Origin of the sequence: Pseudomonas sp. NS1(2017), assembly GCF_002269425.1 — a bacterium.
Taxonomy (GTDB): domain Bacteria; phylum Pseudomonadota; class Gammaproteobacteria; order Pseudomonadales; family Pseudomonadaceae; genus Aquipseudomonas; species Aquipseudomonas reactans.
In genome coordinates, this window is the sequence record NZ_CP022960.1 from 5,630,351 (window position 1) to 5,654,516 (window position 24,166).

General features: G+C 61.8%; 21 protein-coding genes. 8 read left to right on the forward strand and 13 right to left on the reverse strand.

What is annotated here, in order from left to right; genetic code table 11:
- Positions 1 to 80 precede the first annotated feature (80 nt).
- Complete coding sequence (locus CI807_RS26245; RefSeq protein ID WP_016974860.1) at positions 81 to 944, forward strand: LysR family transcriptional regulator; 864 nt, start codon at positions 81 to 83, stop codon at positions 942 to 944.
- A gap of 58 nt (positions 945 to 1,002) precedes the next feature.
- Entirely contained in the window at positions 1,003 to 2,007 is a 1,005-nt protein-coding gene (locus tag CI807_RS26250) for a LacI family DNA-binding transcriptional regulator (RefSeq protein ID WP_016974859.1), read from the forward strand.
- On the opposite strand, the gene CI807_RS26255 is transcribed toward CI807_RS26250, so the two are convergent.
- The 6 genes from CI807_RS26255 to CI807_RS26280 form a co-directional block, all read right to left on the reverse strand.
- Positions 2,004 to 2,729, reverse strand: coding sequence for an SDR family oxidoreductase (locus CI807_RS26255; protein ID WP_095016834.1), 726 nt, complete (start codon positions 2,727 to 2,729; stop codon positions 2,004 to 2,006). The two genes, CI807_RS26250 and CI807_RS26255, sit on opposite strands and share 4 nt — an antisense overlap.
- On the reverse strand, positions 2,730 to 4,262 hold the full coding sequence (locus CI807_RS26260; RefSeq protein ID WP_095016835.1) for an FGGY-family carbohydrate kinase: 1,533 nt from the start codon (positions 4,260 to 4,262) through the stop codon (positions 2,730 to 2,732).
- Between the two features lie 2 nt (positions 4,263 to 4,264).
- Positions 4,265 to 5,344, reverse strand: a complete 1,080-nt coding sequence (locus CI807_RS26265; RefSeq protein ID WP_095016836.1) for an alcohol dehydrogenase catalytic domain-containing protein — start codon at positions 5,342 to 5,344, stop codon at positions 4,265 to 4,267.
- A gap of 28 nt (positions 5,345 to 5,372) precedes the next feature.
- The gene (locus CI807_RS26270) at positions 5,373 to 6,365 is read right to left on the reverse strand and encodes an ABC transporter permease (RefSeq protein ID WP_038849050.1); all 993 of its coding nucleotides are present in this window, start codon (positions 6,363 to 6,365) and stop codon (positions 5,373 to 5,375) included.
- Positions 6,331 to 7,839, reverse strand: coding sequence for a sugar ABC transporter ATP-binding protein (locus CI807_RS26275; RefSeq protein ID WP_095016837.1), 1,509 nt, complete (start codon positions 7,837 to 7,839; stop codon positions 6,331 to 6,333). The genes CI807_RS26270 and CI807_RS26275 overlap by 35 nt, the downstream gene beginning before the upstream one ends.
- Before the next feature lie 63 nt (positions 7,840 to 7,902).
- Positions 7,903 to 8,826 (reverse strand): substrate-binding domain-containing protein, encoded by a 924-nt coding sequence (locus CI807_RS26280; protein ID WP_095016838.1) that lies wholly within the window; start codon positions 8,824 to 8,826, stop codon positions 7,903 to 7,905.
- 193 nt (positions 8,827 to 9,019) lie between these two features.
- Between CI807_RS26280 and CI807_RS26285 the strand changes: the two genes are divergently transcribed.
- Both CI807_RS26285 and CI807_RS26290 read left to right on the forward strand, forming a co-directional pair.
- Positions 9,020 to 9,697, forward strand: coding sequence for a sterol desaturase family protein (locus tag CI807_RS26285; RefSeq protein WP_095017629.1), 678 nt, complete (start codon positions 9,020 to 9,022; stop codon positions 9,695 to 9,697).
- A complete protein-coding gene (locus tag CI807_RS26290; RefSeq protein ID WP_095016839.1) occupies positions 9,694 to 10,794 on the forward strand; it encodes an SMP-30/gluconolactonase/LRE family protein in 1,101 nt (366 codons plus the stop codon). The genes CI807_RS26285 and CI807_RS26290 overlap by 4 nt, the downstream gene beginning before the upstream one ends.
- A gap of 50 nt (positions 10,795 to 10,844) precedes the next feature.
- Here CI807_RS26290 and CI807_RS26295 read toward each other — a convergent pair whose 3' ends face one another.
- From CI807_RS26295 to CI807_RS26310, 4 genes are all read right to left on the reverse strand, one after another.
- Positions 10,845 to 12,287, reverse strand: coding sequence for a hypothetical protein (locus CI807_RS26295; protein WP_095016840.1), 1,443 nt, complete (start codon positions 12,285 to 12,287; stop codon positions 10,845 to 10,847).
- 100 nt (positions 12,288 to 12,387) lie between these two features.
- A complete protein-coding gene (locus CI807_RS26300; protein WP_095016841.1) occupies positions 12,388 to 13,449 on the reverse strand; it encodes a lipocalin-like domain-containing protein in 1,062 nt (353 codons plus the stop codon).
- Entirely contained in the window at positions 13,439 to 15,901 is a 2,463-nt protein-coding gene (locus tag CI807_RS26305) for an FtsX-like permease family protein (RefSeq protein WP_095016842.1), read from the reverse strand. The genes CI807_RS26300 and CI807_RS26305 overlap by 11 nt, the downstream gene beginning before the upstream one ends.
- A gap of 1 nt (position 15,902) precedes the next feature.
- Positions 15,903 to 16,571 (reverse strand): ABC transporter ATP-binding protein, encoded by a 669-nt coding sequence (locus CI807_RS26310; RefSeq protein WP_095016843.1) that lies wholly within the window; start codon positions 16,569 to 16,571, stop codon positions 15,903 to 15,905.
- A gap of 274 nt (positions 16,572 to 16,845) precedes the next feature.
- Between CI807_RS26310 and CI807_RS26315 the strand changes: the two genes are divergently transcribed.
- The 3 genes from CI807_RS26315 to CI807_RS26325 all read left to right on the forward strand — a co-directional run bounded on the left by CI807_RS26315 (position 16,846) and on the right by CI807_RS26325 (position 20,873).
- Positions 16,846 to 17,520: a histidine phosphatase family protein gene (locus tag CI807_RS26315; protein WP_095016844.1), complete on the forward strand. Its 675-nt coding sequence runs from the start codon at positions 16,846 to 16,848 to the stop codon at positions 17,518 to 17,520.
- Positions 17,521 to 17,697: 177 nt separating this feature from the next.
- Positions 17,698 to 19,353 carry a lipid IV(A) 4-amino-4-deoxy-L-arabinosyltransferase gene (gene arnT / locus CI807_RS26320; protein WP_095016845.1) on the forward strand — a complete coding sequence of 552 codons (1,656 nt, stop codon included), beginning with the start codon at positions 17,698 to 17,700 and terminating at the stop codon, positions 19,351 to 19,353.
- The gene (locus CI807_RS26325) at positions 19,353 to 20,873 is read left to right on the forward strand and encodes a glycosyltransferase family 39 protein (protein ID WP_095016846.1); all 1,521 of its coding nucleotides are present in this window, start codon (positions 19,353 to 19,355) and stop codon (positions 20,871 to 20,873) included. Before arnT ends, CI807_RS26325 begins: the two co-directional genes overlap by 1 nt.
- A gap of 9 nt (positions 20,874 to 20,882) precedes the next feature.
- On the opposite strand, the gene CI807_RS26330 is transcribed toward CI807_RS26325, so the two are convergent.
- The 3 genes from CI807_RS26330 to CI807_RS26340 form a co-directional block, all read right to left on the reverse strand.
- Positions 20,883 to 21,458, reverse strand: coding sequence for an HD domain-containing protein (locus CI807_RS26330; protein ID WP_095016847.1), 576 nt, complete (start codon positions 21,456 to 21,458; stop codon positions 20,883 to 20,885).
- 105 nt (positions 21,459 to 21,563) lie between these two features.
- Positions 21,564 to 22,121 carry a helix-turn-helix transcriptional regulator gene (locus CI807_RS26335; RefSeq protein WP_095016848.1) on the reverse strand — a complete coding sequence of 186 codons (558 nt, stop codon included), beginning with the start codon at positions 22,119 to 22,121 and terminating at the stop codon, positions 21,564 to 21,566.
- Positions 22,122 to 22,184: 63 nt separating this feature from the next.
- The gene (locus tag CI807_RS26340) at positions 22,185 to 23,114 is read right to left on the reverse strand and encodes an ATP-binding cassette domain-containing protein (RefSeq protein ID WP_095016849.1); all 930 of its coding nucleotides are present in this window, start codon (positions 23,112 to 23,114) and stop codon (positions 22,185 to 22,187) included.
- Positions 23,115 to 23,670: 556 nt separating this feature from the next.
- Here CI807_RS26340 and CI807_RS26345 point away from each other — a divergent pair.
- Positions 23,671 to 23,979 (forward strand): DUF6124 family protein, encoded by a 309-nt coding sequence (locus CI807_RS26345; protein ID WP_095016850.1) that lies wholly within the window; start codon positions 23,671 to 23,673, stop codon positions 23,977 to 23,979.
- Positions 23,980 to 24,166 lie beyond the last annotated feature (187 nt).

Below are 24,166 nucleotides of genomic sequence, written 5' to 3' on the forward strand. Positions count from 1 at the left end.
ACCGCCATCGCAGGCAAGCCAGCTCCCACAGTTTCAATCACATTCCATTACACTGTCCCCCATTCATCCCCGGGGGCTTCATGGACATCGAACTGGCACGCACCTTCCTCGAAATCACCCGCTGCGGCAGCCTGGCCGCCGCCGCCGAGAAACTGCACGTCACCCAGACCGCCATCACCGCACGGGTCAAAAGCCTCGAAAGCCAACTAGGCAGCACACTGTTCGTGCGCAACCGCGCCGGCGCCAGGCTGACCGCCGACGGCGAGGCCTTCGTGGTGTACGCCAACCAGTTGCTGCAAACCTGGGAAGCCGCAAAACGCGACCTGCCGCTGCCGGATGGCTATCGCAACGTGCTGCACATCGGCGGCGAAGTCAGCCTGTGCAACCCGTTGATGCTCGGCTGGGCCCAAGCGTTACGCCAACACATCCCCGGCCATGCCCTGCGCACCGAAGTGCGCGAAGGCGACTACCTGCTGCGCCAACTGGAACTGGGCGTACTCGACGCTGCATTGGTGTTCCAACCGCAATACTGGCCAGGTTTGCAGGTGGAACAGGTACTGGAAGAAAAACTGATCCTGGTGCAACTGGTGAGCAACCCGGCGCCCTACGTGTATATCGACTGGGGACCGGGCTTTCGCCAGCAACACGACGCCGCGCTGCCCGACAAGGCCCGTGCCGCATTGAGCTTCAACCTGGGGCCGCTGGCGTTGCAGTACATCCTTGAGAACGGCGGCGCCGGTTATTTCCGCACCCGCGTGGTGCAGAGTTACCTGGACAGCGGCGTGATGCAGCGGGTGCCCAAGGCGCCGGAATTCAGCTTCCCGACATACCTGGTGTATTCGCGGGCGCGAGATTCGGCGGTGTTGCAACAGGCACTGGGGTTGCTGCGTGAGGTGGTCAAGGCCGAAAGCGACTGGTCGCAGCGCTGGGACCCACTGATTTGAAGCAACAATCTGCGCCGCGCATGCTAGCCTGCGGGTGTTTCCTTTTGCAGCCTGACCGATGAACAAGAAGAAGTCCGTCACCATCAGCGACATCGCCAAACGGGTTGGCATGACCACCATCACGGTGTCCCGCGCACTGAGCAAACCCGACCTGGTCAAGCCGGCCACCCTGGCGCGCATCCTCGAAGTGGCGCGGGAGATGGACTACGTGCCCAACGCCTTCGCGCGCGGGCTCAAGCGCAGTGAAAGCCTGATCATCGGCGTGATCACCGCCTCCGTTGACAACCCGTTCTACAGCGAAATGATCAAGGCGATTTCCCGCGAGGCCAAACAGCACGGCTACACCATCATGCTGGTGGACACCGATGAGCTGGAAGAGCTGGAAAGCAAGGCCGTGGACACCCTGTTGGGCTACCGCGTGGCGGGGATCATCCTGTCGCCGGTCTCGGATGAACCGAGCTACCAGCCCGATTACCTCGAACGCCTGGGCAACGGCAAAACCCCAGTGGTGCTGCTCGATCGCACGATCCACGACAGCCCGTTCAGCCGCGTGGTGCTCGACAACTACCACAGCGGCATCCAGGCCGCGCACTACCTGCTGCGACAGACCCCGAACCTCAAACGCTTGCTGGTCCTGACCGGTCCCGAGCACTCGCGCATCACCGTCGAACGCCTCAAGGGCCTGCGCGAAGTGCTGGCCGGGCACCCGCAGGTGCAGGTCGAAGTGCAGGCCGGCGACTACACGCTGATGCCGTCCTACCTGCACACCCTCGACTACCTGGCCGAACACTCGGCGCCGGACGCGATCATGGGCTTCAACCAGTTGATCACCCTCGGCGCCTTGCGCGCACTGCGCATGCACAACATCGCCCACGACAGCCTGACCATCTGCGGCATCGACCGCCTGCCCTTCGCCGATATCTTCGGCGTGCCCATCGCCTGCGTGGCCCACGATGCGTCTTTGGCCGGCAGCAGCGCGGTGCGCCTGTTGCTCGACCGCCTGGAAGACCCGTTCAAGCCACGGGACAAGGTGGTGATCGCCGGTCAGTTGGAAAACGGCTAGCGGCTGGTGTAGCCACCGTCGATGGGCAGGCTCACGCCGCTGATCATGCTGGCGGCGCGACTCAGCAGGAACAGCACCGGTAATGCCACTTCCACCGTTTCGGCAAAGCGCCCCAAGGGTATCGCCGACAGCGCCGGGTCGCGCTTGGCCGGTTCAGACCAGGCCATGGCCGCCATCGGCGTGAGCGTCACCGTGGGGTTGACGCTGTTGACGCGAATCCCAAAACGCCCCCACTCGGCGCATTGCACCCGGGTGATCGCATCCAGCGCGGCCTTGGAGGCGCAGTAGCCGAGGTGATCGTCCAGAGCCACCAGCGAGGCCTGGCTGGAGACATTGACGATGCTGCCGGCGATTTGTGCTTCGATCATCTTGGCCGCCACGCGGCTGGCGACTTGCGCGGCGGCACGGGCGTTGACCTGCATCACTTGGTCAAAGGCTTCGGCACTGATGGCGGCAGCCGGCTCCAGGCGTGAGATGCCGGCGCAATTGACCAGGCCATGCAGCGGCGGCAGGTCGTGCAGGGCCTTGTCGAGGGCGACGCTGTCGGCGATGTCCAGGCAGAGGCTGTGGCAGCCGAGTTCGGCCAAGGCTTGGGCGTCGCGGCCGAGAGCAAAGACATCGGCACCGCTGGCGATCAGTTGCAAGGCAATTTCGCGCCCAATGCCACTGCTGGCGCCGGTAACGAGGATGCGATGGTGGGTGAAGTCGAAGGCTGCGTTCATTCAGTTCCCCTGCAGGCTGTGCATGATCGGTTTCAGGGCCGGATACAGCTTCAGGTACTCGGCAAACGCGCGGTCATACGCCTCGACATTTTCCGCCTTGGGCTCAGCCCGTAACTCCAGCTGCACCCAGCCCTTGTCCATCTCCCCATCACTCACCAACCCCACCGTGTGCGCCGCCAACAACGCCGCACCCAGCGCCGCTTCCACCTCCTGGACAATGGTGTACACCGGGTAGCGCGTGACATCGGCGATGATCTGCATCCACATATCCGAATGGCTTGCACCGCCCACCACGATCAACCGCGGGTCCAGGGAATGCGCGCCGCGGGTGCCCGCTTCGATGTTGTGCCGCAGGGCAAAGCTCACGCCCTCCAGCACCGCGCGATACAGGTGAATTCGGCTGTGGTAGAGGTTCAAGCCGACAAAACTACCACTGGCACGGTCATCCCACACCGGGCTGCGCTCGCCCATCAGGTACGGCAGGAACAACAGGCCTTCGCTGCCCGCCGGGATGTTCATCGCGCGCTGCTCCAGCAGCACCAAACTGTCCTGGCCGGTGGCTTTGGCTTGTTGCTCTTCGGCCTGGCAAAACTGCTCGCGAAACCAGCTGACCGAGGCACCGGCGGTGATCGCACCGCCAAAGATATACAGGTCGCGGTGGCCGTTGTAGACATGGGGCATGCTCACCAAACCATGGTGCGCATCCACTTGCTGGTTGAGGTAACCCCAGCACATGCTGGTACCGATCATTGCCACGTGATTGCCCGGCTGCGTCACCCCTGCGGCCAGCGTTGCCATGGCCGCGTCGACGCCACCGGCCAGAATCGGTGTGCCCGCCTGCAGGCCCAGACGCGCAGCCCAACCCTCCAGCAACCCACCGACGACTTCCCCGGAATACACCAGGCGCTCCGGCATCATGGTTTGCGGTATGCCCAGCGCATCAAGCATTTCGCCAGACCAACCGCGCGCCTTCACGTCGTAGACGCCACCGATATTGCCCGCGCTGCTATGGTCCACCGCCAACTCACCGGTGAGGCACCAGTTGATGTAGCTGTTGGGCGGCAGCAGGTAGCGGGTCTTGGCCCACACCTCGGGCTGGTGCTGCTTGAGCCAGAGCATCTTGGTGAAGCCGTAGTAGCTGTCCAGCGAGTTGCCGGTGATCGCGAACAGCCGCTGCAGGTCCACCTGCTCGCGCACCCAGGCCACCTGCTCGCCAGCACGGCGGTCCATCCAGATCAGGCACGGGTGCAGCGGCGTGATTTGCGCATCCACCGCAATCCCCGAGCCGCCGTAGAGGCTGCTGATACACAACGCCTTGACCTGCTGCGCCGTCACGCTGGCCTTGGCCATGCACTGCGCCACACAGGCCTCGACGGCATCGAGCCAGACCTGCGGCCATTGTTCGGCCCAGCGCACTTTCGGGGTATCCACGCGATACCCCTGGCTGTGCTGGGCGATGATCGTACCTTGACCATCCACCAGCAGCGCCTTGGTGCTCTGGGTTCCTATATCGACACCCATCACGTAGTTCATTTTCAGGCCACCGGCTTTAACAGCACCTTGATCGACTTGGTCGAGTTGGCCAACGCGAAGGCTTCGGCAAAGTCGTCCAATGGGAAGTCATGGGTGACGATGCCCTTGGACGTGACCAAGCCGCGTTCGAACAGGTCGATAGCGATCGGGTAGCAATACGGCCCGAGATGGGCGCCGCGTACGTCCAGCTCCTTGCGGTCGCCGATGATCGACCAGTCGACGCTGGTCTCGGCGCCGAACACGCTGAACTCGACAAAACGCCCGAGCTTGCGGATCAGGTCCAGGCCCTGGGTCACGCCCGCAGGCACGCCGGTGGTTTCGATGTAGACGTCACAGCCGTAGTTGTCGGTCAGGCCGTTGATGATTTCGCGGGCATTGTCGCGCGACGGGTTGATCACCACATCGGCACCGAATTTTTTCGCCAGTTCCAGGCGCTCGTCGACCATGTCGATCACCACCAGTTTCTTCGGGGTTTTCAACGCAGCGACCTGGACCATGCATAACCCGAGGGTGCCGGCACCGGCAATCACCACCACGTCGTCGAGCTGGACATCGCCACGGTTGACTGTGTGGATCGAACAGGCCATCGGTTCCACCAGCGCCGAGTCTTCCAGCGACACCGACTCGGGGATCTTGTGCACGATGGCGGTCTTGGGGATACGCATGTACTGGGCCATGCCGCCTTCGGCGACTTCACGCTGGAAGCCGAAGATGTTGTGCACTTCGCACATCCAGTACTTGCCCGACTTGCAGAACCGGCACTTGCCGCACGGCACGATCTGCTCGGCGATCACCTTGTCGCCCACCGCGACCTCGAAGTGCTCTTCGGCGCCCTCGCCCACTTCCACCACATAGCCAAAAAATTCGTGCCCCGGTACGACCGGCGCCTTCACCCACGGGTTGTCGCCGCCCCAGAACATTGCGGCGCCCGAGTGGCACTTGCAGTCACTGGCGCAGATGCCACAGGCGGCGATGCGGATCACCAGTTCATTGGCACGCGCCTGGGGTTTGCCAATGTGTTCCAGGCGGTAGTCTTTGGGGCCGTGGCAGACGACGGCTTGCATTTCGGTGTGCTTGTCCATGGTGTCGGGTCCTGTTCTTGTTAGGTATTTATTTGTGGCGCTGACGGCTGATAAAAATCGCCAGCAAAATGATTGCGCCCTTGATCACGCTCTGGACATAGGGCGACACGCCCAGCATGTTCAGGCCGTTGTTCAACACGCCGAGCAACATGGCGCCGAGCAACGTACCGACGATCACCCCGCGCCCACCGGCGATCGAGGCGCCGCCGAGTACCACGGCGGCAATCGCATCCAGCTCGAACGACACACCGGCATTCGGCTGGCCGCTCATCAGGCGTGAGGTGAGTACCAGCCCGGCAATCGCCGCCGTGAGGCCACTGATGCCGTACACCAGCAACTTGAAACGCGCCGCACGCACGCCGGACAACCGCACCGCTTCTTCATTGCCGCCGATGGCGTAGATGTAGCGACCGATGCGTGTGTGTTGCAGCAGCACGTAGGCCGCCAGGTAGGTGAGCAGCATGATCAGGATCGGCACCTGGATGCCGAACAGGCTTTCGCGGCCAAAGAACGCAAACCAGTCCGGCAACCCGGAAATCGGATAGCCATCGGTGTACATCAGGCCCAGGCCACGGGCGATGCCCATGGTCGCCAACGTCACGATGATCGGCGGCATGTGCAGGTAGGCCACAAACAAGCCATTGCCGATGCCGAAGGCCACGCCGATCAACATGCCTGCGCCAATTGCCAGGCCGGGCGGCAGGCCCGCGACCATCAACCCGGCCGTGAGCGTGCCGGATAAGGCCATCACCGGCCCTACCGACAAGTCGATGCCACCGGTGAGGATCACGCAAGTCATGCCCACCGCGATGATCGCGTTGATCGACACCTGGCGGGCGATGTTCGACAGGTTGCTGGCGGTGAGGAAGGTGTCGCTGGCGAGGATCATCACCAGGGTCACCACCACCAGCCCGACAAAGGGATAAAACGCCGGCGAGCGCACCAGCCGCGCCAGGTTCAGGCGCAACCGGCTGCTGTCGCCGGTCCTAATGGACGTATTCACTTGAGCCCCCTGTTGCATGGCGCATGACCTCTTGAGGATTGACGGCAGACGCTTCGAGTACCTTGACGATGGCGCCCTTGTGGAACACGGCGACGCGGTCGCACATGCCGATGACTTCCGGCAGTTCGGAGGAAATCATGATGATTGCGTAGCCTTGTTCGGTGAGGCTGCGCATCAGCGCGTAGATCTGCGCCTTGGCCCCCACGTCGATGCCACGGGTGGGTTCGTCGAACACCAGCACGTCGCAGTGATGGTTGATCCAACGGGCGATCACCACTTTTTGCTGGTTGCCGCCGCTGAGGTTGAACACCCGGCTTTCACTGCTGGGGGCCTTGATCGACAGTTGCTTCATCAGGCCTTCGACGCTGGCGCATTCGCGGTTTTTGTCGATCAGCCCGGACGCGTTCTGGTATTTGGGCAGGTTGTTCAGCGAGATGTTTTCGCGAATGCTGAAGTCGGTGATCAGCCCTTCGCTCTTGCGGCTTTCCGGGAGCAGGCCGATGCCGTGGGCCAGCGCCTGGGCCGGGTCGTCGAGGGTGATTTTCTCGCCGCGCAGCCACACGTCTTTGCTCACCGACGGCAGCGCACCCATCATGCCCAGGGCCAGTTCGGTACGACCGGAACCGACCAGGCCGGCAAAGCCGAGGATCTCGCCTTTGTGCAGCTGAAAGCTGTTGTGCGGGCCGTTGCGCACCAGTTGGATGTCCTTGACCTCCAGCAACAGCGGGCCGCGCTCGGTGTTCGGTTTGGGTGGAAAACTGCATTCCAGGCGGCGCCCGACCATCATCTCGACCAGCCGGTCGATGTCACTGTTAGCCACATCGGTGACGCCCACATTGCCGCCGTCGCGCAACACGCTGATGCGGTCGCACACCTGGAAAATCTCCTCCAGGTGATGGGAGATGAAAATCACCGCCACGCCCTGGCGCTTGAGTTCACGCATGATGTCGAACAGCAACTCGGCCTCGCTGGGCGTGAGGGTGGCGGTGGGTTCGTCGAGCACCAGCAGGCGCGCATCCAGGGCCAATGCCTTGGCGATTTCGACAAACTGCTGTTCGGCCACGCTCAGGTGCCTGACCGCGCATTGCAGGTCGATGGTCACGCCCAGGCGCTTGAACAACGCCTCGCTGGCCTCGACCATTTCACGCTTGCGCAACAGCCCGAAGCGGTTGCTCAGCTCATGGCCGAGGAAAATGTTTTCCACGGCCGTGAGGTAGGGAATCAGGCTGAATTCCTGGAACACGATGCCGATGCCGGCGGCGATCGCGTCGCGATAGGTCGCGAACTGCTGGGCCTGGCCATCGATCAGGATCTGGCCTTCGTCTTGATGCTCGACGCCGCCGAGGATCTTCATCAGCGTCGATTTGCCCGCGCCATTTTCGCCGAGCAAGGCATGAATCTCACCGCGCTCGACTTGCAGGTTGATGGACTTGAGGGCCTGTACGCCCGGGTAGCGCTTACAGATGTTTTCCAACTTCAGAAGACTGCTCATACCGCCGACCTCATATTCAGAAGGATGACCTGGGCCCCACGAACAACGTGGAGCCTGGGTGATTTACCAGCTGAAATCCTTGGCCTTGGCCTGGTCGATCAGGGTGATGTCCACCGGGATGGTGGCCGGCACCTGCGAGCCCCACTTTTTGGCCAGGGCGATGCCCAGGGCCAGGCGGATCTGATCGCGCGGGTATTGCGCCGAGGTGGCAATAAATTTGCTGCCGGGCTTCTGGATCGCCTTGATCGCTTCCGGCGCGCCGTCGACGCTGACCAGTTTCACGTCCATGCCGCTGGCTTCAATGGCCGAGAGCGCGCCAAGCGAGCCGTTGTCATTCACGCTGAAAATGCCTTTGAGGGTGGGCTGGGCCTGCAGCATGTTTTCGGTGACGGTCAGCGCCTGGTCACGTTCCTGCTTGCCGTTCTGGATGCTGACAATCTTGATGTCCGGGTGCTTGGCCACGGCCTCTTTGCATCCGCGTACGCGCTCCAGGATCGGCACTACGGCGATGCCGTCGAGGATCGCGATATTGCCTTTGTCACCGATGTTCTTGGCCAGGTATTCGCAGGCCTGGAAGCCGGCGTCGAAGTTTTTCGAGCCGACGAAGGAATCCAGCGGGCCGTCGGCCTGGGCGTCTACCGCGACGACCACCACACCGGCGGCGTGAGCAGACTTGACCGCCGATTGCACGCCGACCGAATCCGTAGGGTTGATCAGCAGGATGTCGATGCCTTTTTGCAGCATGTCTTCGACGTCACTGACTTGCTTGGACACGTCATGACGGGCGTCGGTGATGATCAGTTTCGCGCCGATGGTCGCCCCGGCTTCTTCGAGGGCGTTTTTCATGGTGACGAAATAGGGATTGTTGATTTCCTGGAAGGACGCGCCGATGCGGATCGGCTTGGCAGCGTCGGCAAATGCTGGGGAGACAGTGCCGAGGGTGATGCTTACAGCCAATAAACACAGGGTTTTCGGGAGCATTTTCATGGCGTGATTCTCTGTTTTGTTTTTATTGTTAGAGCAAATGTTATCGTTAACATTTTGCGAGAAGCTAACAAGGAAATGTGGGGTGTGCAAGCCCCCATTGGTCGCTTTGGGTAAGCCAGTCACTGCAAAACTCGCACATTCCCTGGCGCCAACTAAGCTCACTTTCCAACAAAAAAACACCGAGCAAGCCGCCATGGACCACCCAACCGAGACCTTTCGCGCCCGCTACCGCGCCTCTGTCGCGCCCCGCTACAACCCTTGGCTGCACGCCGGTTTCGTGTTCGGCTACGGCCTTGTGTGCATCGCCCTGGCCTGGTCTTCCACGCATCAGATCAGCGCAGTGCAATGGCTGACCGTGCCGCTGACCCTGGTGTTCTTCAACCTCTGCATCTACCTCGTGCACCGTCACCTCGGCCACCACAAGCACGCCTTGGCCCGGCTGTTCTACGCACGCCACACCGGCGATCATCACAGTTTCTTCACCCCCGGCCACATGACCTATGACAGCCCCCGCGACTGGCGCGTCATCCTGTTCCCGCCTTGGCTGATCGTGCTGCACAGCCTGGCAATCACCCTGCCCGCCTGGTGGTTGCTCAAGCAAGTGAGCCCTAATGTCGCCGGGCTGTTCGCCGGGTGCATGATCCTCGGGTATTTACTTTACGAAGTGTTTCACGCCTGCGAGCACTTGCCCGCCAACCACCCGGTGGCGCGCTTGCCGTGGATCCGCCAGATGCATCAACTGCACGCCCTGCATCACCGCCGTGAACTGATGCAGGGGCGCAACTTCAACATCGTCCTTCCCCTGATGGATTACCTCTTCGGCACCCTGCACTGGGAACCTAGCATCAACGACAACCAGGAATCGTCATGAGTACCCGCCCCAAAAAACTGCGTCATCTGCTGTTTGTACTGCTTCTGGCGGTGGTCGCCTTTCTGCTGTTGATGCCGACCAAAGTGCAACCCGTAAACTGGACGCCACCCAAGGCGCCGTCGATGAAGAGCGGCCCTTATGCGGAGAACCAGCGCCTCAAGGGCGTGCAGAAAATCGGCGCCCAGGACATTGCCGGGCCCGAGGCCTTGCTGCTGGATGCCCGGGGCTTTTTGATCAGCGGCTTGCATGACGGGCGCATCATCCGCACCTCGCCCGACAGCCGCAGCCTGGAAGTATTGGCCAATACCGGCGGAAGGCCCCTGGGCCTCGCGTTGCACCCGGATGGGCGCCTGATCATTGCCGATGGGATCAAGGGCTTGCTCGCCCTGGATGCCAAACACCAACTCACGACGTTGAGCACCAGTGCCAACGGCCTGCCCTTCGGTTTCACCGATGACGTCACCGTGGACGCGAGCGGGCGTTATGCCTACTTCAGCGATGCGTCGAGTCGCTGGGGTTACGGGCAGGACGGCGAAGCGGTGATCGAACATGGCGGCGACGGTCGGCTGCTGCGCTATGACTTCAGCAACGGCAGCACCGAGGTGCTGCTGGACCAACTGCAATTCGCCAACGGCGTGGCTTTGGGGCCGAATGAAAACTTCGTGCTGGTGAATGAAACCGGCGCCTACCGCATCAGCCGTTACTGGCTCAAGGGCGAGCGCGCCGGCACCCACGACCTGTTTATCGACAACCTGCCCGGCCTGCCGGACAACCTCAGCTTCAACGGCCAGGACCGTTTCTGGGTGGCGCTGTATTCGCCACGCAATCCGTTGCTTGACAGCTTTGCCGGCTACCCATTGCTGCGCAAGGTGATGGTGCGGGCGCTGATGGTGGTGCCCAAGCCTATCGAACGCAAAGCCTTCGTACTGGGCTTGGATACCGAAGGTAAGGTCATCGCCAACCTGCAGGATGGCAGCCCGGGGAATTATTCGCCGATCACCACCGCACGGGAGTACGGAAACTGGTTGTACCTGGGCTCATTGAAAGGCACGAGCATGGCGCGGCTACCGTTGGACTTGGCATTGGCGGGCGAATAAAAAAAAGGGGCAGCCTCGTCAGGCTGCCCCTTCTCACTCACACCGTTGAATCAGTGAACGATGTTCTGGGTGCAGATGTGCCCGAAGGTCACGTAAGGCACGTTCTCGCCACCCACGCCCACGCCAGGGAACTCGTCCAGCTCGATACGCCAGCCGCCGAAGTTGAAAGTGGTGTCCCAGGTGTAGGTGACGCCCGTGCTGCTGTCCGGATACTGCACACGGTTCTCGCCGAAGCAGTCGCCGATACCGGAACTGGCCTGGGATGTGCCCGCACTGTTGGTGGTGGCCTTGAAGTCGGTCCAGTGGAACTCGGCACCTTCAAAGCGTTTGTCGATACGCAGGACCGGCGTGACACCCAACAGCGGTGCGCCTGTGGAGTCGGACCAGTTGGTGGTCCAGTTCACTGTACGTCCCGCCTGGGTCGCCATCCAGAAGATCGATGCAGGTACACGCACGATATTGTCACCCTTCACATCCGAGGTGTTCAGACGCGGCGTGGAGCCCAGGCTCAATTGGTATTGCTTGGTCGGATCCTGGACCACGGCCGGGTTGGCCCGCACACGCACCTTCACCGTAGTACCTGGCGTAACGCTCGGGTAGGTCGAGGTCGAACCGGCCGGGATGGTGACCCAATTGACGCCGTCAAAACGATCGAAAATCCACTGGTTGCGACTGCCGTTCGCGTCACCGGCCAGGTACATGCTCACGCTTTGGCCACGCACCGCCTTGAAGTCGAAGTAATCGACATCGTTGGCGTTGTCGAGGTTACCGGTCACCTTGTTCATCGAGTCCGGCAGCACAAAGGCGGTTTGCGGCGTGTCATTCGGTTCGTAGGCGTCGATATTGGTATCCACCGCCACGCCAAAGCTGAATTGCGAGTTATTGGCGACCTTGGCGACCATGTACCAGTAGTAATCACCGGCCGGTAGCACGCCGTTGAGATACTCATCGGCATTGCCAGCGGCATCCGAGGATCCCACCACGCTCAGGTTGCCCTGGCCGTCGTCCTGGAACAGGGTCAGCGACATGTCGGTGCCCGCGCTCTGGTTCACCAACTGCACCTGGATCCGCGCGTTCTGTGGGAGGTTGAAGTGGTAGGCGAACTCTTCACCCTGGGCCACACCGTCGATGGTGTAGAGAGTATTGATATCCAGGGTGGGGAACAGCGGGACGAAGTCGGCGACGGCAGCGCTTTTCGGCTCGACCTGGTTCGGCTTTTTCAACTCGCTGACTACGCTGTTGAACGGCGCGGATTTGACCGCCTGGGTGACGGCCTTGGACTGGCCGGTCTTGGCCGCCAGGAGTTTTTGCTTGAGGCTGGCCGGCACCTTCGCCGCGTCCAGCGTGCCGCCGGATTTGAGCGCTTTTTCCACGGCCTGCCTGACCGCTTCGGCGCTGAGTTTCTGAGGGGTTTGCTCGGCCAGGGCAAAGGCCGAAACGAAGCAGGAGGCCGCCATGGCCGCGCCCAGCATAAAGGCTTTTTTCGATTTCATTTTTTATCCATCCATAGTTAAAAAGTGAAGCTCAGGTGACATCCGGTCACCTGGGATGGAATCTAGCCAAATGCTGTATGCATGTCCAGTATTTTTTCTTTTAGTATCCCGTCATCTCCAGGTAACCCACACCACCCTCAAACCGTACCGGCCCTTCCCAATACGGAATACTCAGGTTCATCCAGGCGTTCGGGTTGACGGCCTGCGTAGTGATGTCCAGCTGTTTGCCAGGGATCTTCAGCGACCAGCGTGTAGGAATCTTGCGCCCATCAATCGCAGTGGTTTCCAACGGCACCAGTTGGATATCAGCGTTGTGCAGCGTCTGCGTCCGGCCTTGCGCGTCGATCCAGGTCCCCGTGAGATACCCCGCGCCATTGGCTTGCCGTACCCGAAACAGCATCAACTGCTCGCCCCGGTCCAGGTGCAGGGAAAACCAGTCCCAGCCGGTCTGGTCCGCGCTCAGCGGTTGGCTGCTCCACTCGCGGTCGAGCCAGGCCGGGCCGGTGACTTGATAGACCTTGCCATCGATAGTGATGCTGCCACTGGCCCTGAAAAACGGCTGGCTGTAGTAATACGACGCCTGGCCCTGGTCGGACTTGCGGCTGTAGCCCTCATCACCCTGCAATACCAATGGGCGATTGGAGGTCAGGTGCAGGTCATAGGCGAATTGCGCACCGCTGGCCTTGAGTTGCATGTCGGCCAAGCTGCTCGCGGCGCCAGGGAGGGTGACGAAATTCCAATCGTCGATCCAGGCATTGAACGGCTGCGCCTGGGCTCCGGCCTGGCCCACGCCGCCGCGCGCAAAGCGTTCGGCGGCATAGTGGTGAGTGGCGGATGTCACGGCGGCGTGGCCAAGCCAGATCGTCGAATCACGCCAGCCCGCCTCGGTCGGCCCGGCCTTGAGCGCATTGCGGAACAACGTCCACTGCACGCCGAAGACATTGCCCTGCGCGTCCTTGAGGTTGGCGGTGACATACCACCACTCGATGCGAAAGCCCGGATGGGGGCCATGGTCCTCGGGAAAACTGAACACTTTGCCGGGCACCACTTGGGCAAAGTCCGCCGCGTCACTGCCCAGGCCGGCGAAGCTTTCTGGTGGCGCGGGGACTTTGTCGCAAGCGACCAGTAAGCAGCACATCCACAACAGCCACTTAATCTTCATTGGCAAACGTCCTCAACAAATCCGCCGGACGGCTGCGGTACAACTGCCACAACGGCCACGCCGAGGCCAGCAAGGTCGCGAGCATCGCCAAGCCGAGCAACTGCGCGAGTTGCCACGGGAACACCTGCAGCGGCAGGCGCCAACCAAAGGCCTGCACATTGATCACCGCGTCCAGGCACCAGGCCAACAGCAGGCCAAGCGGCAAGGCCAACACCAACGTGAGCACCGCCAGCAGCCAGGTCTGGCCGAGGTTGAGCAGCATCAATTGCCGACGCGTGACGCCCAATGCCCACAACGGTGCGAGTTGGCCGAGGCGACTCTGGCTCTGGGTCAACAGGCTGATGAACAGCGCCACACCGGCCACGCCCAGCGTCAGGCTGTTCAATGCGGCGGTGGCGGCAAAGGTGCGTTCGAACACCTGGCTCGACCAGCCCTTGAGCTGCTGTTGATCGACGATACGGCTGTCGTCCAGGGCAAAGGCGCGCTGCACCTCACGGGTCAGCAACGCCACATCCGAAGGTGCCACACGCAGGTTGAAACGCGCCGGTGACAGCGTCGGCCAATGGGTCAGCAGGTGCTGGGAATTGACCAGTAAATGGCCCTTCGGGTTGCCGTAATCGGCGTAGATCCCCACCACCTTGGGCGCCCACATGCCTTGGGGCGTCGGGATACTCACGCTATCGCCCAACTTCACCGCGAGCCTGCGTGCCAGTTGCTCGCTGAGCATCAAGGTGTCCCCTTGCTGCAACTGGTCCCACGGCTCACTCGACGCCTCCAACAGCGGCCAATGCTGGCGATAAGTCGGGTCGTCGACCACGCCAAACAGATCCGCCGGCCAGCCCTGCAATTGCACCGCGACTTGCCAGGTGGGCAGCACCGCCTGCACCCGCGGTTGTTGCGTCAACCATAGGCTCAGTTGCTCGGCCTGAGCCGGGTTTTGTGGGTTGAGGTACAGCTCGGCAGTCAGACGCTGCTCCAGCCAGTTGTTGAACGTATGACGAAACCCCGAGGTCATGGAACCTGCCCCGATATTCGCGGCCAGGGCCAACAGCAGCGCCATCAGGGCCAGGCTCAACGCCGGCAATTGCTGACGGCAATCAGCCAGAAACCACTGGCCCAGCACCGAGCGGCTGCGTCCCAGAACAGCCTTGAGCAAAGCATTGAGCACCACCGGCAACCCCAGGGCCGCGCCGAGCAGTAACGCAGCCATCAGCACGAAGCCGACAGCCAGGCTATGACCGAACCACAGCGCCAGCACGGCGATCACCAGCGCGGCACCGGCCACCCACCCTTGACGCCGTAACCAACGCCCATGGGCCTCATGCCAGGCCTGCGCATTGGCCAGCGCCAACAAGGGCAAGCGCGCCGCCCGCCACAGGCTGCTGGCACCCGCCAGCAACGCGCCGAGCAAACTCAAGCCCAACCCCGCACCCCACCACCAAGGGCTCAGGCTCAATTGACCCGGCACCTCGGCACCATACAAACCACGCAGGCTGGCGGCGACATCCGGCAGCAACAGACTGGCCAGCAGGTAGCCGCTGGCCACGCCCAGCACGCCACCCAGCAACGAAAGCACACCGAGTTCGACGCCCAGGCTGACGGTCAACAGACGCACACTGACACCGCAGGCACGCAAGGTGCGCAACAGCCCGCGTCGTTGCTCCAAGGCAAGACCAATGGCGGCGTGCACAATAAACAGCCCGACCACAAAGGACAGAAAGCCCAATGCATCGAGGTTCAGGTGAAAGCTTTCGGTGAGACGCGCGAGGTTATTGTCCTCGCCCTGCTTGAGTTGCAGCCCAGCGGGTGGCGTGGGCTGGCCGGCGGCGAAATTTTTATCCACCAACATCCGCGACAGGCGCTCAGGCATTTCCAGCACAGGCTGGGCAAAGCCGATGTCGGTGAGCAACAGTCCGGGCGCCATATCGGCCTGGGCTTGCAGCGGCGGCAGTGTGTGACCGCCCAGGGTGGTGGGCTGCTGACCTTCATGCAGCCCCAAGGCCTGCAAGGTCTGCGGTGCAATCCAGGTACGCCCCGGCGGTTCGAAAAACGCCAGCATCTGTGCCTGGCTCAAACGCTGCCCCGCCACCGCGCCACTGCCGGGCAACGACACCGGGTCGATGCCCATCAATTGCAGGCGCACATCTTCCTGCCCCTTTAGCTGCACCCGCCCTTGAACCACAGGCGACACCGGCCAGCCGGCTCGGCGCAACTGGGCAAAGACTGCTTGGGGAAAGCTCGCCCCGTCCGGCGCGCCAAGACTGGCCTGGGGTTCGCCGCCGATCAACTGGCTGGCGCGGGCATAGCTGTCGCGTGCCTGGCTGTTGAGGGCTTGCACGCCGATCAGCAGCGCGGTGGCCAACCACAAACCGGTGAGCACGCTGAAAAACTGCACGGGATGGCGCCGCCAGTGGCTGAGCAGCGCGCGCAGGGTCCAATAAAAAACCGCCATTTCAAACAGCGCTCGCCGGCACGACACGACCGCGGTGCAACACCACCTGCCGGTCCAGGCATGCGGCAATACGCGGGCTATGGGTGACCATCAACAGGCTGGTGGAACTGTCGCGCAGCAGGTCCAGCAGCAGTTGCAACACCTCGTCGCTGGTGGCTTCGTCCAGGTTGCCGGTGGGCTCGTCGGCCAGTAACAGGCCCGGCCGTGACGCCAACGCGCGCCCCACCGCGACCCGTTGCTGCTGGCCGCCGGAAAGCTGTTCCGGATAACGCTTGAGCAGATCCCCCAGGCCCAGGCGCTCCACCAACTGCGCCTGCCACTGCGGATCAAACCGCCCCGCCAACCGCGCCTGGAACGCCAGGTTGTCCTCAACCCGCAAACTGCCAATGAGGTTGAACTGCTGGAACACCAGCCCGATCTGCGTGCGCCGCCAGTGGGCCAACTGCGCTTCACTGAGTTGGTCGAGGCGCTGCTCGCCGACCTGGATGCTGCCACCGTCCACCCGGTCCAGCCCGGCCACCAGGTGCAGCAAGGTGCTTTTGCCACTGCCCGACTCGCCCATCAATGCCAGGCTGCTGCGCTCGGGCAAATGCAGATCCACACCGGCCAGTACCGCCAACGGTCCCTGGGGGGTGGCATAGCTTTTGAACACACCTTGCACCTGCAGCATGACGACACTCGTTTGAGGGGGGCAATCGAGAATAACGGCTGCCGATCCAGGTCATGCAAATTTTTCACATCGATTTCACCGACTGCCCACCCGCCCTTCTTTAAATTACCGGTCAAGCGTCACTTGTCGGCAACTAGTTAGTTGTCAAGCTTCACAACTTTTTACATGCAAAATGTTCAGCGAAAAGACAGCCGCCGTGTGACAGCCTCTTGTTTCATTACCGGCATTCGCCAACACGTTGCGCCTAATTAATACAACATTGCCAACACTGCCCATGGTGAATAAAGTGGTTGACCTTACCCTGACCAAACCGCGCTCGCGATGGGCCTTTATCAAGCGCCTGCGACGGCTGTGGCTGGGCATGTTCGTAGTCGGTTTGCTGCTGGTCGCCAGCCTGCTTTGGCACGCCTCGCCAAAGGACCTTGGTGTCGGCAATCGCCTGTTGACCTCCCACGTGCTGCCCCTCTGGCGTGACGGCGACCTGATCGTGCTGGTGCGCCATGAAGAGCGTTGCGACCGCTCGACCAACCCCTGCCTGGGCCCTGTGGAAGGCCTGACAATCAACGGCAGCCAGAACGCCGAAACCCTGGGAAAAGCCTTTAAAACACTGGGCATGGACGGCAGCGATGTGCTGGCCAGCCCGGCCATCCGCACCGCCCAGACCTTACGTTTCATGTTCGGTAAAAACGAACTGACTTCCGGCCAGCAAGCCGTCTGCGGCGCGGCCATGGGCGAAGAACTGCTCAGCCATAAAACCCCCGGACGCAACCTGGTCTTCGTCACCCACAGCGGCTGCATCGCCGACTTCGAAAGCACCCTGGGCTTTCCCCATGCCGCCTTTCCCAAATACGGCAGCGCCTTGTTCGTGCAGGTATTGCCCAACGGTAAATTCAAGACGCTGGGCATCGTCAACAGCCCGGACTGGCCGGCCGCGTTAAAACAATTCTAAACACTTTCCTGTCCGTCTGTTCAGCAAAAAGACAGCCCTGTTCTGGCATGTTTAGTTGCGCCTTTTAACTAAGGACATCATGACTATTTTCTGTAATTCAGTGACCACTGTGACATTTTCTTCTATTACTTCATTACTTGAATTCCCCACAACTAAACGTCAGGGAGCGACGTTTGCATGACTCGATTAAAACCTCTGCCACTGTTATTACTGGCCTTTGTCGCGTTTTACCTGTTGCCCCTGGGTCTGCACGGCTTATGGATCCCGGACGAAACCCGCTACGGCCAGATCAGCCAGGAAATGCTCCAGAGCGGCAACTGGGTAGCGCCGCATTTCATGGGCATCCGCTATTTCGAAAAACCCGCTGGCGGCTATTGGTTGATCGCCCTGGGCCAGGCAGTGTTCGGCCAGAACCTGTTCGGCGTGCGCATCGCCTCGGCCCTCACTTCCGGCTTGAGCGTGCTACTGGCCTACCTGATCGCCCGCCGCCTGTGGAATGACCCGCGCAAAAGCTTCGCCTGCGCCCTGCTCTACCTGAGCTTCGGCCTGGTGGCCGGGCAAGCGGGCTACTCCAACCTGGATCCGCAATTCACCCTGTGGGTCAACCTGAGCCTGGTAGCCCTGTGGTTTGCCCTCGACAGCCACACAGTGCGCGGTCGTCTGTGGGCCTGGGCCGTCGTGGGCCTGGCCTGCGCACTGGGTTTCCTGACCAAGGGGTTCCTGGCCTTGGCGTTGCCGGTGTTGATCGCCGTGCCTTACATGCTCTGGCAACGCCGCCTGGGCGAACTGCTGCGCTATGGCCCGCTGGCCATGCTGGTGTGTTTGCTGGTGTGCCTGCCTTGGGCGTTGGCGATCCATCTGCAGGAACCGGACTTCTGGCGCTTCTTTTTCTGGAATGAACACATCCGCCGCTTCAGCGCCGACAACGCACAGCACGTGCGGCCGTGGTGGTTCTTCCTGCCGATCATCGCGGTGGCTTGCCTGCCCTGGGCAGGATTGCTGCCGAGTACCCTGCGCAAGACCTGGCAGGAAAAGCGCCAGCCGGCGATCGCTTTCCTGGCCCTGTGGCTGCTGTTGCCGCTGGGTTTCTTCAGCCTGAGCAACGGCAAGCTGCCGACCTACATCATGCCGTGCCTGCTGCCCCTGGCCTTGTTGATGGGACATACGCTGGTCGGCCTGATCAACCAGCATAAAGCCCGCATGATCTGCCTCAACGGCCTGCTCAACTTCGTGATCGGCATGGCGGCCATGATCGTGCTGATCTACCTGCAGATCGCCCGGCCGCTGTACAGCAACAGCCATGCGGAGATGTTCAGCCTGTCCCTGGCGTTTATCGTGTTGCTGGGGTGGATCCTCACCAACCTGCTGCAAGCCTTCCGCCCGCTGACGCTGTGGGCGATGCCGACCCTGGGCATCGGCTTGCTGGTGATCCTGCTGCCGGCGAGCATGCCGGAGTGGATTGCAGACAACGAAATGCCCGACCAGTTTGTGCTCGAACACCTGGAAGAACTGCAACAGACCCAAGCCTTGCTGAGCAATGAACTGGGGAATGCCAGCGCGCTGGCCTGGCGCCTGAAACGCCCGGAAGTGGCGCTGTACGACACCGAGGGCGAGCTGCGTTATGGCTTGCAGTACGCAGGCTCGGTCCATCGCAAAGTGGAGTTGGAAGAGGTGCAGGACTGGCTCAAGGAACAGCGCCAACTCGGCTCGGTCGGCGTACTGATGCGCGTCAACAGCACCAGTGAAATGCGCGAAGCCGGGCAATTGCCGCCGGGAGGCAAACGCTACTACAAGGGCTCCCTCGAACTGATCATCTACCCGAAATCGCCGTGATGGCGGCTTTCTTCAAGACCGAACGCGGCGCCCTGCTGCTGTTGCTGGGCGTCACTGCCCTGCTGCTGCTGACCGGCCTGGGCGCACGCGACCTGTGGGGCCCGGAAACCCGTTGGGCGAACATCGCCTTGCAGATGCTGCAGAGCGGCGACTACTTCGACCCCTACCTCAAGGGCGCACCGTATTACGACAAACCCCTTCCCTCCTACTGGCTGATCACCGCCAGTGCCCACTTGCTGGGTGGCCTCGGTCCCTGGTCACTGCGCTTGCCGTCCGTGATCGGCGCCTGGCTGAGCGTGTGGCTGGTCTACCTGATCGGCGAACAACTGCTGCGCAAGGGCACCGGGCTGATTGCCGGTTGGATGCTCGCCACCACCTTCTACTTCCTGTTCTGGGCGCGCGTATCCACGGCGGACGTGCTGACGGTGTGTGGCGTGCTGGCGGCAGTCTGGTGGTACTGGCGCGGGCCGGAGGACACGCGGCTCGGTCGCTATACCGTGTTCTTCCTGCTGCTGGCCGTGACATCGCTGTTCAAAGGGCTGATCGGTTTTGTGCTGCCCGGCCTGGTGCTGCTACCACACCTGCTGGCGGAACATCGCTACAAACGCCATCTCAACCTGCGCCTGGTGTGTGCCTTGCTGATCGCGGCGGCGGTGTATGCCGTGCCCTTCGTGCTGTCCCATGTCTACGGTGCCCCCAGCTATGGCAGCAGCGGTCTGGCCCTGGTGTTCCGCGAAAACGTGGTGCGCTTTTTCGACCCTTTTGACCATATGGGACCGATCTACACCTACCTGATCTACCTGCCCGCCTACACCCTGCCCTGGGTACCCTGCTGGTTGCTCGGCCTGTGGCTGGCGCTGCGGCACTGGCGCCAGACGCCGCCGAATGTGCGCTGGCTGGTGTGGGGCCTGGGCTTGTTGTTCGTGTTCTTTACTGCCAGCGGCAGCCGCCGCAGCTATTACGTACTGCCACTGGTGCCCTTCGCCCAACTGCTCGGTGCCTGGTGGGTCAGCGAACGCCTGCGGGCACGACCGGCCAGCCAGTCACGCTGGTTCAAGGGGTTTGCCATCGCCGCAGCGCTGATGCTGCTGATACTCGGCGTGGCCTACCCCTGGAGCAACAGCAACGGCGGCGTGACGCGCTTTGCCGAGGACGTGCGAACCGAAGCGACGCAAAGCGCGCCGTGGGAGCAATGGCAACTCGTGCTGGTGGAAGCGGACAACAAAGTGCCGATGTACCTGCAAAACGGCGGCAAACCGTTCTACTACGTGGCCGAAACCCAGGACTTCCCGCGCCAGGGCGATAGCGCGGCATTCCTGGCCTGGCTGGAAAAAACCAGCGGCAAGGCTTTCGATCCGCAACGCACGATCATTGTCGCGCAGTACGCCAAGGACGATCCCACGCCACTGGCTTACCTGGGCAAGGATCATCGGGTGATTGGCACCCAGCCGGATAATGGCGAGCGGTGGTTTCACAAGCGTGAGGATGGGAGCGTGGCGTTTGTGCCAGAGCGTCGATAGACAGAAGTTTCACCGGTTCAACAGGTCGATCTTCTCCCGCGTCCCCTCATCAATAAGCCCGCGAAGCCGCTCAAACAAAGGATCGGCATCCGTGTAGCCCTTGCCGTAGGTCAGGTTGAATCCATAGTCGAAATCGGGCGGGTTCTTGCCCTGATTGTGCTGCAGAAGGGTTTCCAGTTTGTCCAGCGCCTTGACGGCCTTGGCCTCGGCAGACTGCGCGGCTTCATAGTCCTCCCACAGCGCCATTATCTGCGTTTGCAATGGCCCGTCGAGGGCGCGGGTCAGGTGTAGAAGGTCTTTTCTCTCTTGCTCGCTCTTGTCGGGAAACGACGCTTTGTGGATGGCCGGAATGTCGCCATGGATGGCCTCCCCCAGGTCATGGATGACGCACATCTTGAGCAGTTTGAGCCTGTCGAGATGGCTGAATTGATCCTCGAAAACCATCGCCATCAGGCACAGGCGCCAGCTATGTTCCGCGGTGCTTTCGGTGCGGCCTGAGGTAGTGTGGGCGCTGCGGAGTACGTCCTTGAGTTTTTCCGCCTCGCGAATGAAGGCGAGGCGCCCTTTGATCTCTTCGGTGTCCATGGTGTTCTCTGGCTCGGTCGACTGACAGCCTGCGCGACTGCACAGGCGGCCAGACTAGGTCCAGGGCTATCCGGCGTCCACGCATAAGATATGCGTGCGCCCGCGTCAGAGTGTCTCGACCAGGCGCGCGGCCGTTCCGTCCGAGAGGGGGATACGGGTCCAGCGGCAAACGCCTGGCCTGATAGGCACGAGCAGCGAGTCATTGGCGCCCGTGGAAAACTCCACGGCGGGGGGTGCCAAGGTTTCGCGCCATCCGGATGCGTTGAGCGCAAGCTCCTTGCGCATGATCTCGGGGGTGGCGAAACGCCAAAGAGAGCAGCCCATCAACTCACTGATCGGGCGCGTGAACTCGGCCGCTCGGCTTGGAGAGCACGCCAGCAGACGGTGGGTCAGGTCGCAGACAAGGTGCATGGGCCGTGAGCTCTCGCTGACCAGCCGGGCCAGGACGTGATCGGCGGCGGCGTCGAGGCGAGCGGCCAGCAGTTGCTCAAGCTGTTTGTGCGCCACCGGGTCCATGGCCTGCACGCCGCTTTCCCAGCGGGAAATGGTCGATTGGGTCACACCGAACACCTGCGCGGCATGGGATTGCTTGACGCGGTGCAGCAGGCGCCAGCGCCTCAGCGCAACGCCAGGCAAGGCCAGCGGTAACAATGTGTCAGGCATGTCGAGATTCTCGAGAGGCGACGGGGCAGGTCAGTTTGATGGATGTGCGCCCACGCCTGCAAATCAACTCTGCGGATTGATCCCACTTTTGCGCGGCACACCGGCCTCGTCCGTGCCCACTCGCAACCCTGCGACCTGCTCCTGCACCGCCCGCCCCTCCGCCCGATTGCGAATAAACCCAGCACGGGTAAACCGCTCCAGGAACGGCACCGGCAGGGTCTTGTCCGGTATCACTGCCGGCTGCTCGGCCACATCACCGAACAAGGTGTATGCGGCACTTGGCAAGTGCCGGGTGTTGAGGTCACTGGTCAGCCGTCCTTCCTGCAACACAATCGCGCGGTTGGTGACCCGTTGCAGGTCCGACAGGCGCTGGGAGATGTAGAGGATCGCCACACCCCGTACGCGCTGGCTGTCGATCAAGCCAAGCAGGCGTTCGGCGTCGGTTTCCGACAGGGCCGCGGTGGGTTCGTCGAGGATCAGGAAACGGGGTTGCTGGGCAAAAGCGCGGGCCAGCACCAGCAGTTGGCGGTCCGCCTGGCCGAGGCGTTCGACCGGGTGTTGCAGCGGCAGCTCCAGGCCCAGCCCGGCAGCGATGGCTTCGGCACGTTGCAGCAGGTTTTTGCGGTTGAGCAAGAAGTCGGCATCGGGTTGGCCCAGCTCATCGAGCAACAAGTTCTCGGCCACACTCAGGCCGGGAGCGATCCCGTCGTCGGGACGTTGGTGCACAGCCACGATGCCGACCCGGCGCGCCGACAACGGTGAGGTGAAACGTTGGCGCTGGCCATCGACCCACAGTTCACCGGCGTCCGGCGCCAGGGTGCCGCTGAGGATTTTAACCAGGGTCGATTTGCCTGCCCCCGTGGCGCCAAGCAACGCCACGCCCTCGCCCGGATAAATATCCAGGCTGACCTGATCCAGCGCCCGTTGGGCACCATAGGTTTTGCACAGGCCCAGCAGGCGAATCAGGGGCGCGGGGGCAACGGGGTTGCTCATGGCTCATCTCTAAGGCGGAACGGTGACTCATTACAACGCTTTACGACGCTGATTTATTCCGAACAACAATGAGTTAGGTGCCGAATTAAATGCATTACGTCATGAACAATCCAATAGCTGAATCGCATAGACAAATTTTTTTGAGTTATAAGGCGCTTGTCGGCAGTTTGATGAATGCTTTCAGCAGGGCAACCATGAATCCCATGGGGCCGCGGTTGAGTAGTGAGCGGCAGGATTGGTGGCATTTGGTCATGGTTTGTAAAGGGCCAGCAAGGCGTGTCGCTTTTAATTGCAGGACGTTTCCTAGACAATCCTCGCCGCCTTGTGCCTGCCGGGGTCGGTGGCTAGTCTTCGCTCCGTCGCTGAATTTCAGTGATCGGGTTTAGCAGCCTGACTTCAATGGGCACACGGTTCACATCTGCGTTTATGGTGGCTGTGCGCGGGGCACCTTCGGGTGCGCTGGTTTTCCTATTGACCGGTCTGCTAACCCGCGTACAGCTGCCACCCGCGTTTAGCAGCGTCGGCGGTAGCTCCTTTACTCAATAGGAGTTGCACCATGAACAAAGCCCTACCCGACCCGCCCTGTGACCCCGCCAAAGACCGCGCCGCCTTCAACCGCGCCATTGACCATTACCTGCCTTCACAGGGTTTCCACGCCATCAACGAAGACCTCAGCTTCGAAGACGCCCTGCTCTACACCGCCAGTTTGCTCGACAGCGCTTCAGCGACTGCATTGGATTGCGGCGAGCTGCTGCCCAGCCCCGAGCGGGCCAAGATCCTGGCGGTGTGGCATTTACTCGAAATTGCCAAGACGACGGTGGATCGCTCCATCGCGTGCCTGAAACCTTCGCCTACCCCTGCCTGAACGCGATCAGAAAATGTAGGAGCTGGCTTGCCGGCGAGGGTCGTTAACGATGACGTTGAGTATCTGGGTGAACGCGGCGTTCTCACGTTTTCGCCGGCAAGCCAGCTCCTACAAGGACCGCGTATCTACGATGCGAAGCGAGTCGCTCTTGATCTTGATCTGAGGCGCCCCGTCAAACACGCTGGCC

Bases quoted from the DNA above. Each gene is read 5' to 3' on its own strand.
- CI807_RS26245 (WP_016974860.1), top strand. From the start codon at position 81: ATGGACATCGAACTGGCACGCACCTTCCTCGAAATCACCCGCTGCGGC.
- CI807_RS26250 (WP_016974859.1), top strand. From the start codon at position 1,003: ATGAACAAGAAGAAGTCCGTCACCATCAGCGACATCGCCAAACGGGTT.
- CI807_RS26255 (WP_095016834.1), bottom strand. From the start codon at position 2,729: ATGAACGCAGCCTTCGACTTCACCCACCATCGCATCCTCGTTACCGGC.
- CI807_RS26260 (WP_095016835.1), bottom strand. From the start codon at position 4,262: ATGAACTACGTGATGGGTGTCGATATAGGAACCCAGAGCACCAAGGCG.
- CI807_RS26265 (WP_095016836.1), bottom strand. From the start codon at position 5,344: ATGGACAAGCACACCGAAATGCAAGCCGTCGTCTGCCACGGCCCCAAA.
- CI807_RS26270 (WP_038849050.1), bottom strand. From the start codon at position 6,365: ATGCAACAGGGGGCTCAAGTGAATACGTCCATTAGGACCGGCGACAGC.
- CI807_RS26275 (WP_095016837.1), bottom strand. From the start codon at position 7,839: ATGAGCAGTCTTCTGAAGTTGGAAAACATCTGTAAGCGCTACCCGGGC.
- CI807_RS26280 (WP_095016838.1), bottom strand. From the start codon at position 8,826: ATGAAAATGCTCCCGAAAACCCTGTGTTTATTGGCTGTAAGCATCACC.
- CI807_RS26285 (WP_095017629.1), top strand. From the start codon at position 9,020: ATGGACCACCCAACCGAGACCTTTCGCGCCCGCTACCGCGCCTCTGTC.
- CI807_RS26290 (WP_095016839.1), top strand. From the start codon at position 9,694: ATGAGTACCCGCCCCAAAAAACTGCGTCATCTGCTGTTTGTACTGCTT.
- CI807_RS26295 (WP_095016840.1), bottom strand. From the start codon at position 12,287: ATGAAATCGAAAAAAGCCTTTATGCTGGGCGCGGCCATGGCGGCCTCC.
- CI807_RS26300 (WP_095016841.1), bottom strand. From the start codon at position 13,449: ATGAAGATTAAGTGGCTGTTGTGGATGTGCTGCTTACTGGTCGCTTGC.
- CI807_RS26305 (WP_095016842.1), bottom strand. From the start codon at position 15,901: ATGGCGGTTTTTTATTGGACCCTGCGCGCGCTGCTCAGCCACTGGCGG.
- CI807_RS26310 (WP_095016843.1), bottom strand. From the start codon at position 16,571: ATGCTGCAGGTGCAAGGTGTGTTCAAAAGCTATGCCACCCCCCAGGGA.
- CI807_RS26315 (WP_095016844.1), top strand. From the start codon at position 16,846: ATGGTGAATAAAGTGGTTGACCTTACCCTGACCAAACCGCGCTCGCGA.
- arnT (WP_095016845.1), top strand. From the start codon at position 17,698: ATGACTCGATTAAAACCTCTGCCACTGTTATTACTGGCCTTTGTCGCG.
- CI807_RS26325 (WP_095016846.1), top strand. From the start codon at position 19,353: ATGGCGGCTTTCTTCAAGACCGAACGCGGCGCCCTGCTGCTGTTGCTG.
- CI807_RS26330 (WP_095016847.1), bottom strand. From the start codon at position 21,458: ATGGACACCGAAGAGATCAAAGGGCGCCTCGCCTTCATTCGCGAGGCG.
- CI807_RS26335 (WP_095016848.1), bottom strand. From the start codon at position 22,121: ATGCCTGACACATTGTTACCGCTGGCCTTGCCTGGCGTTGCGCTGAGG.
- CI807_RS26340 (WP_095016849.1), bottom strand. From the start codon at position 23,114: ATGAGCAACCCCGTTGCCCCCGCGCCCCTGATTCGCCTGCTGGGCCTG.
- CI807_RS26345 (WP_095016850.1), top strand. From the start codon at position 23,671: ATGAACAAAGCCCTACCCGACCCGCCCTGTGACCCCGCCAAAGACCGC.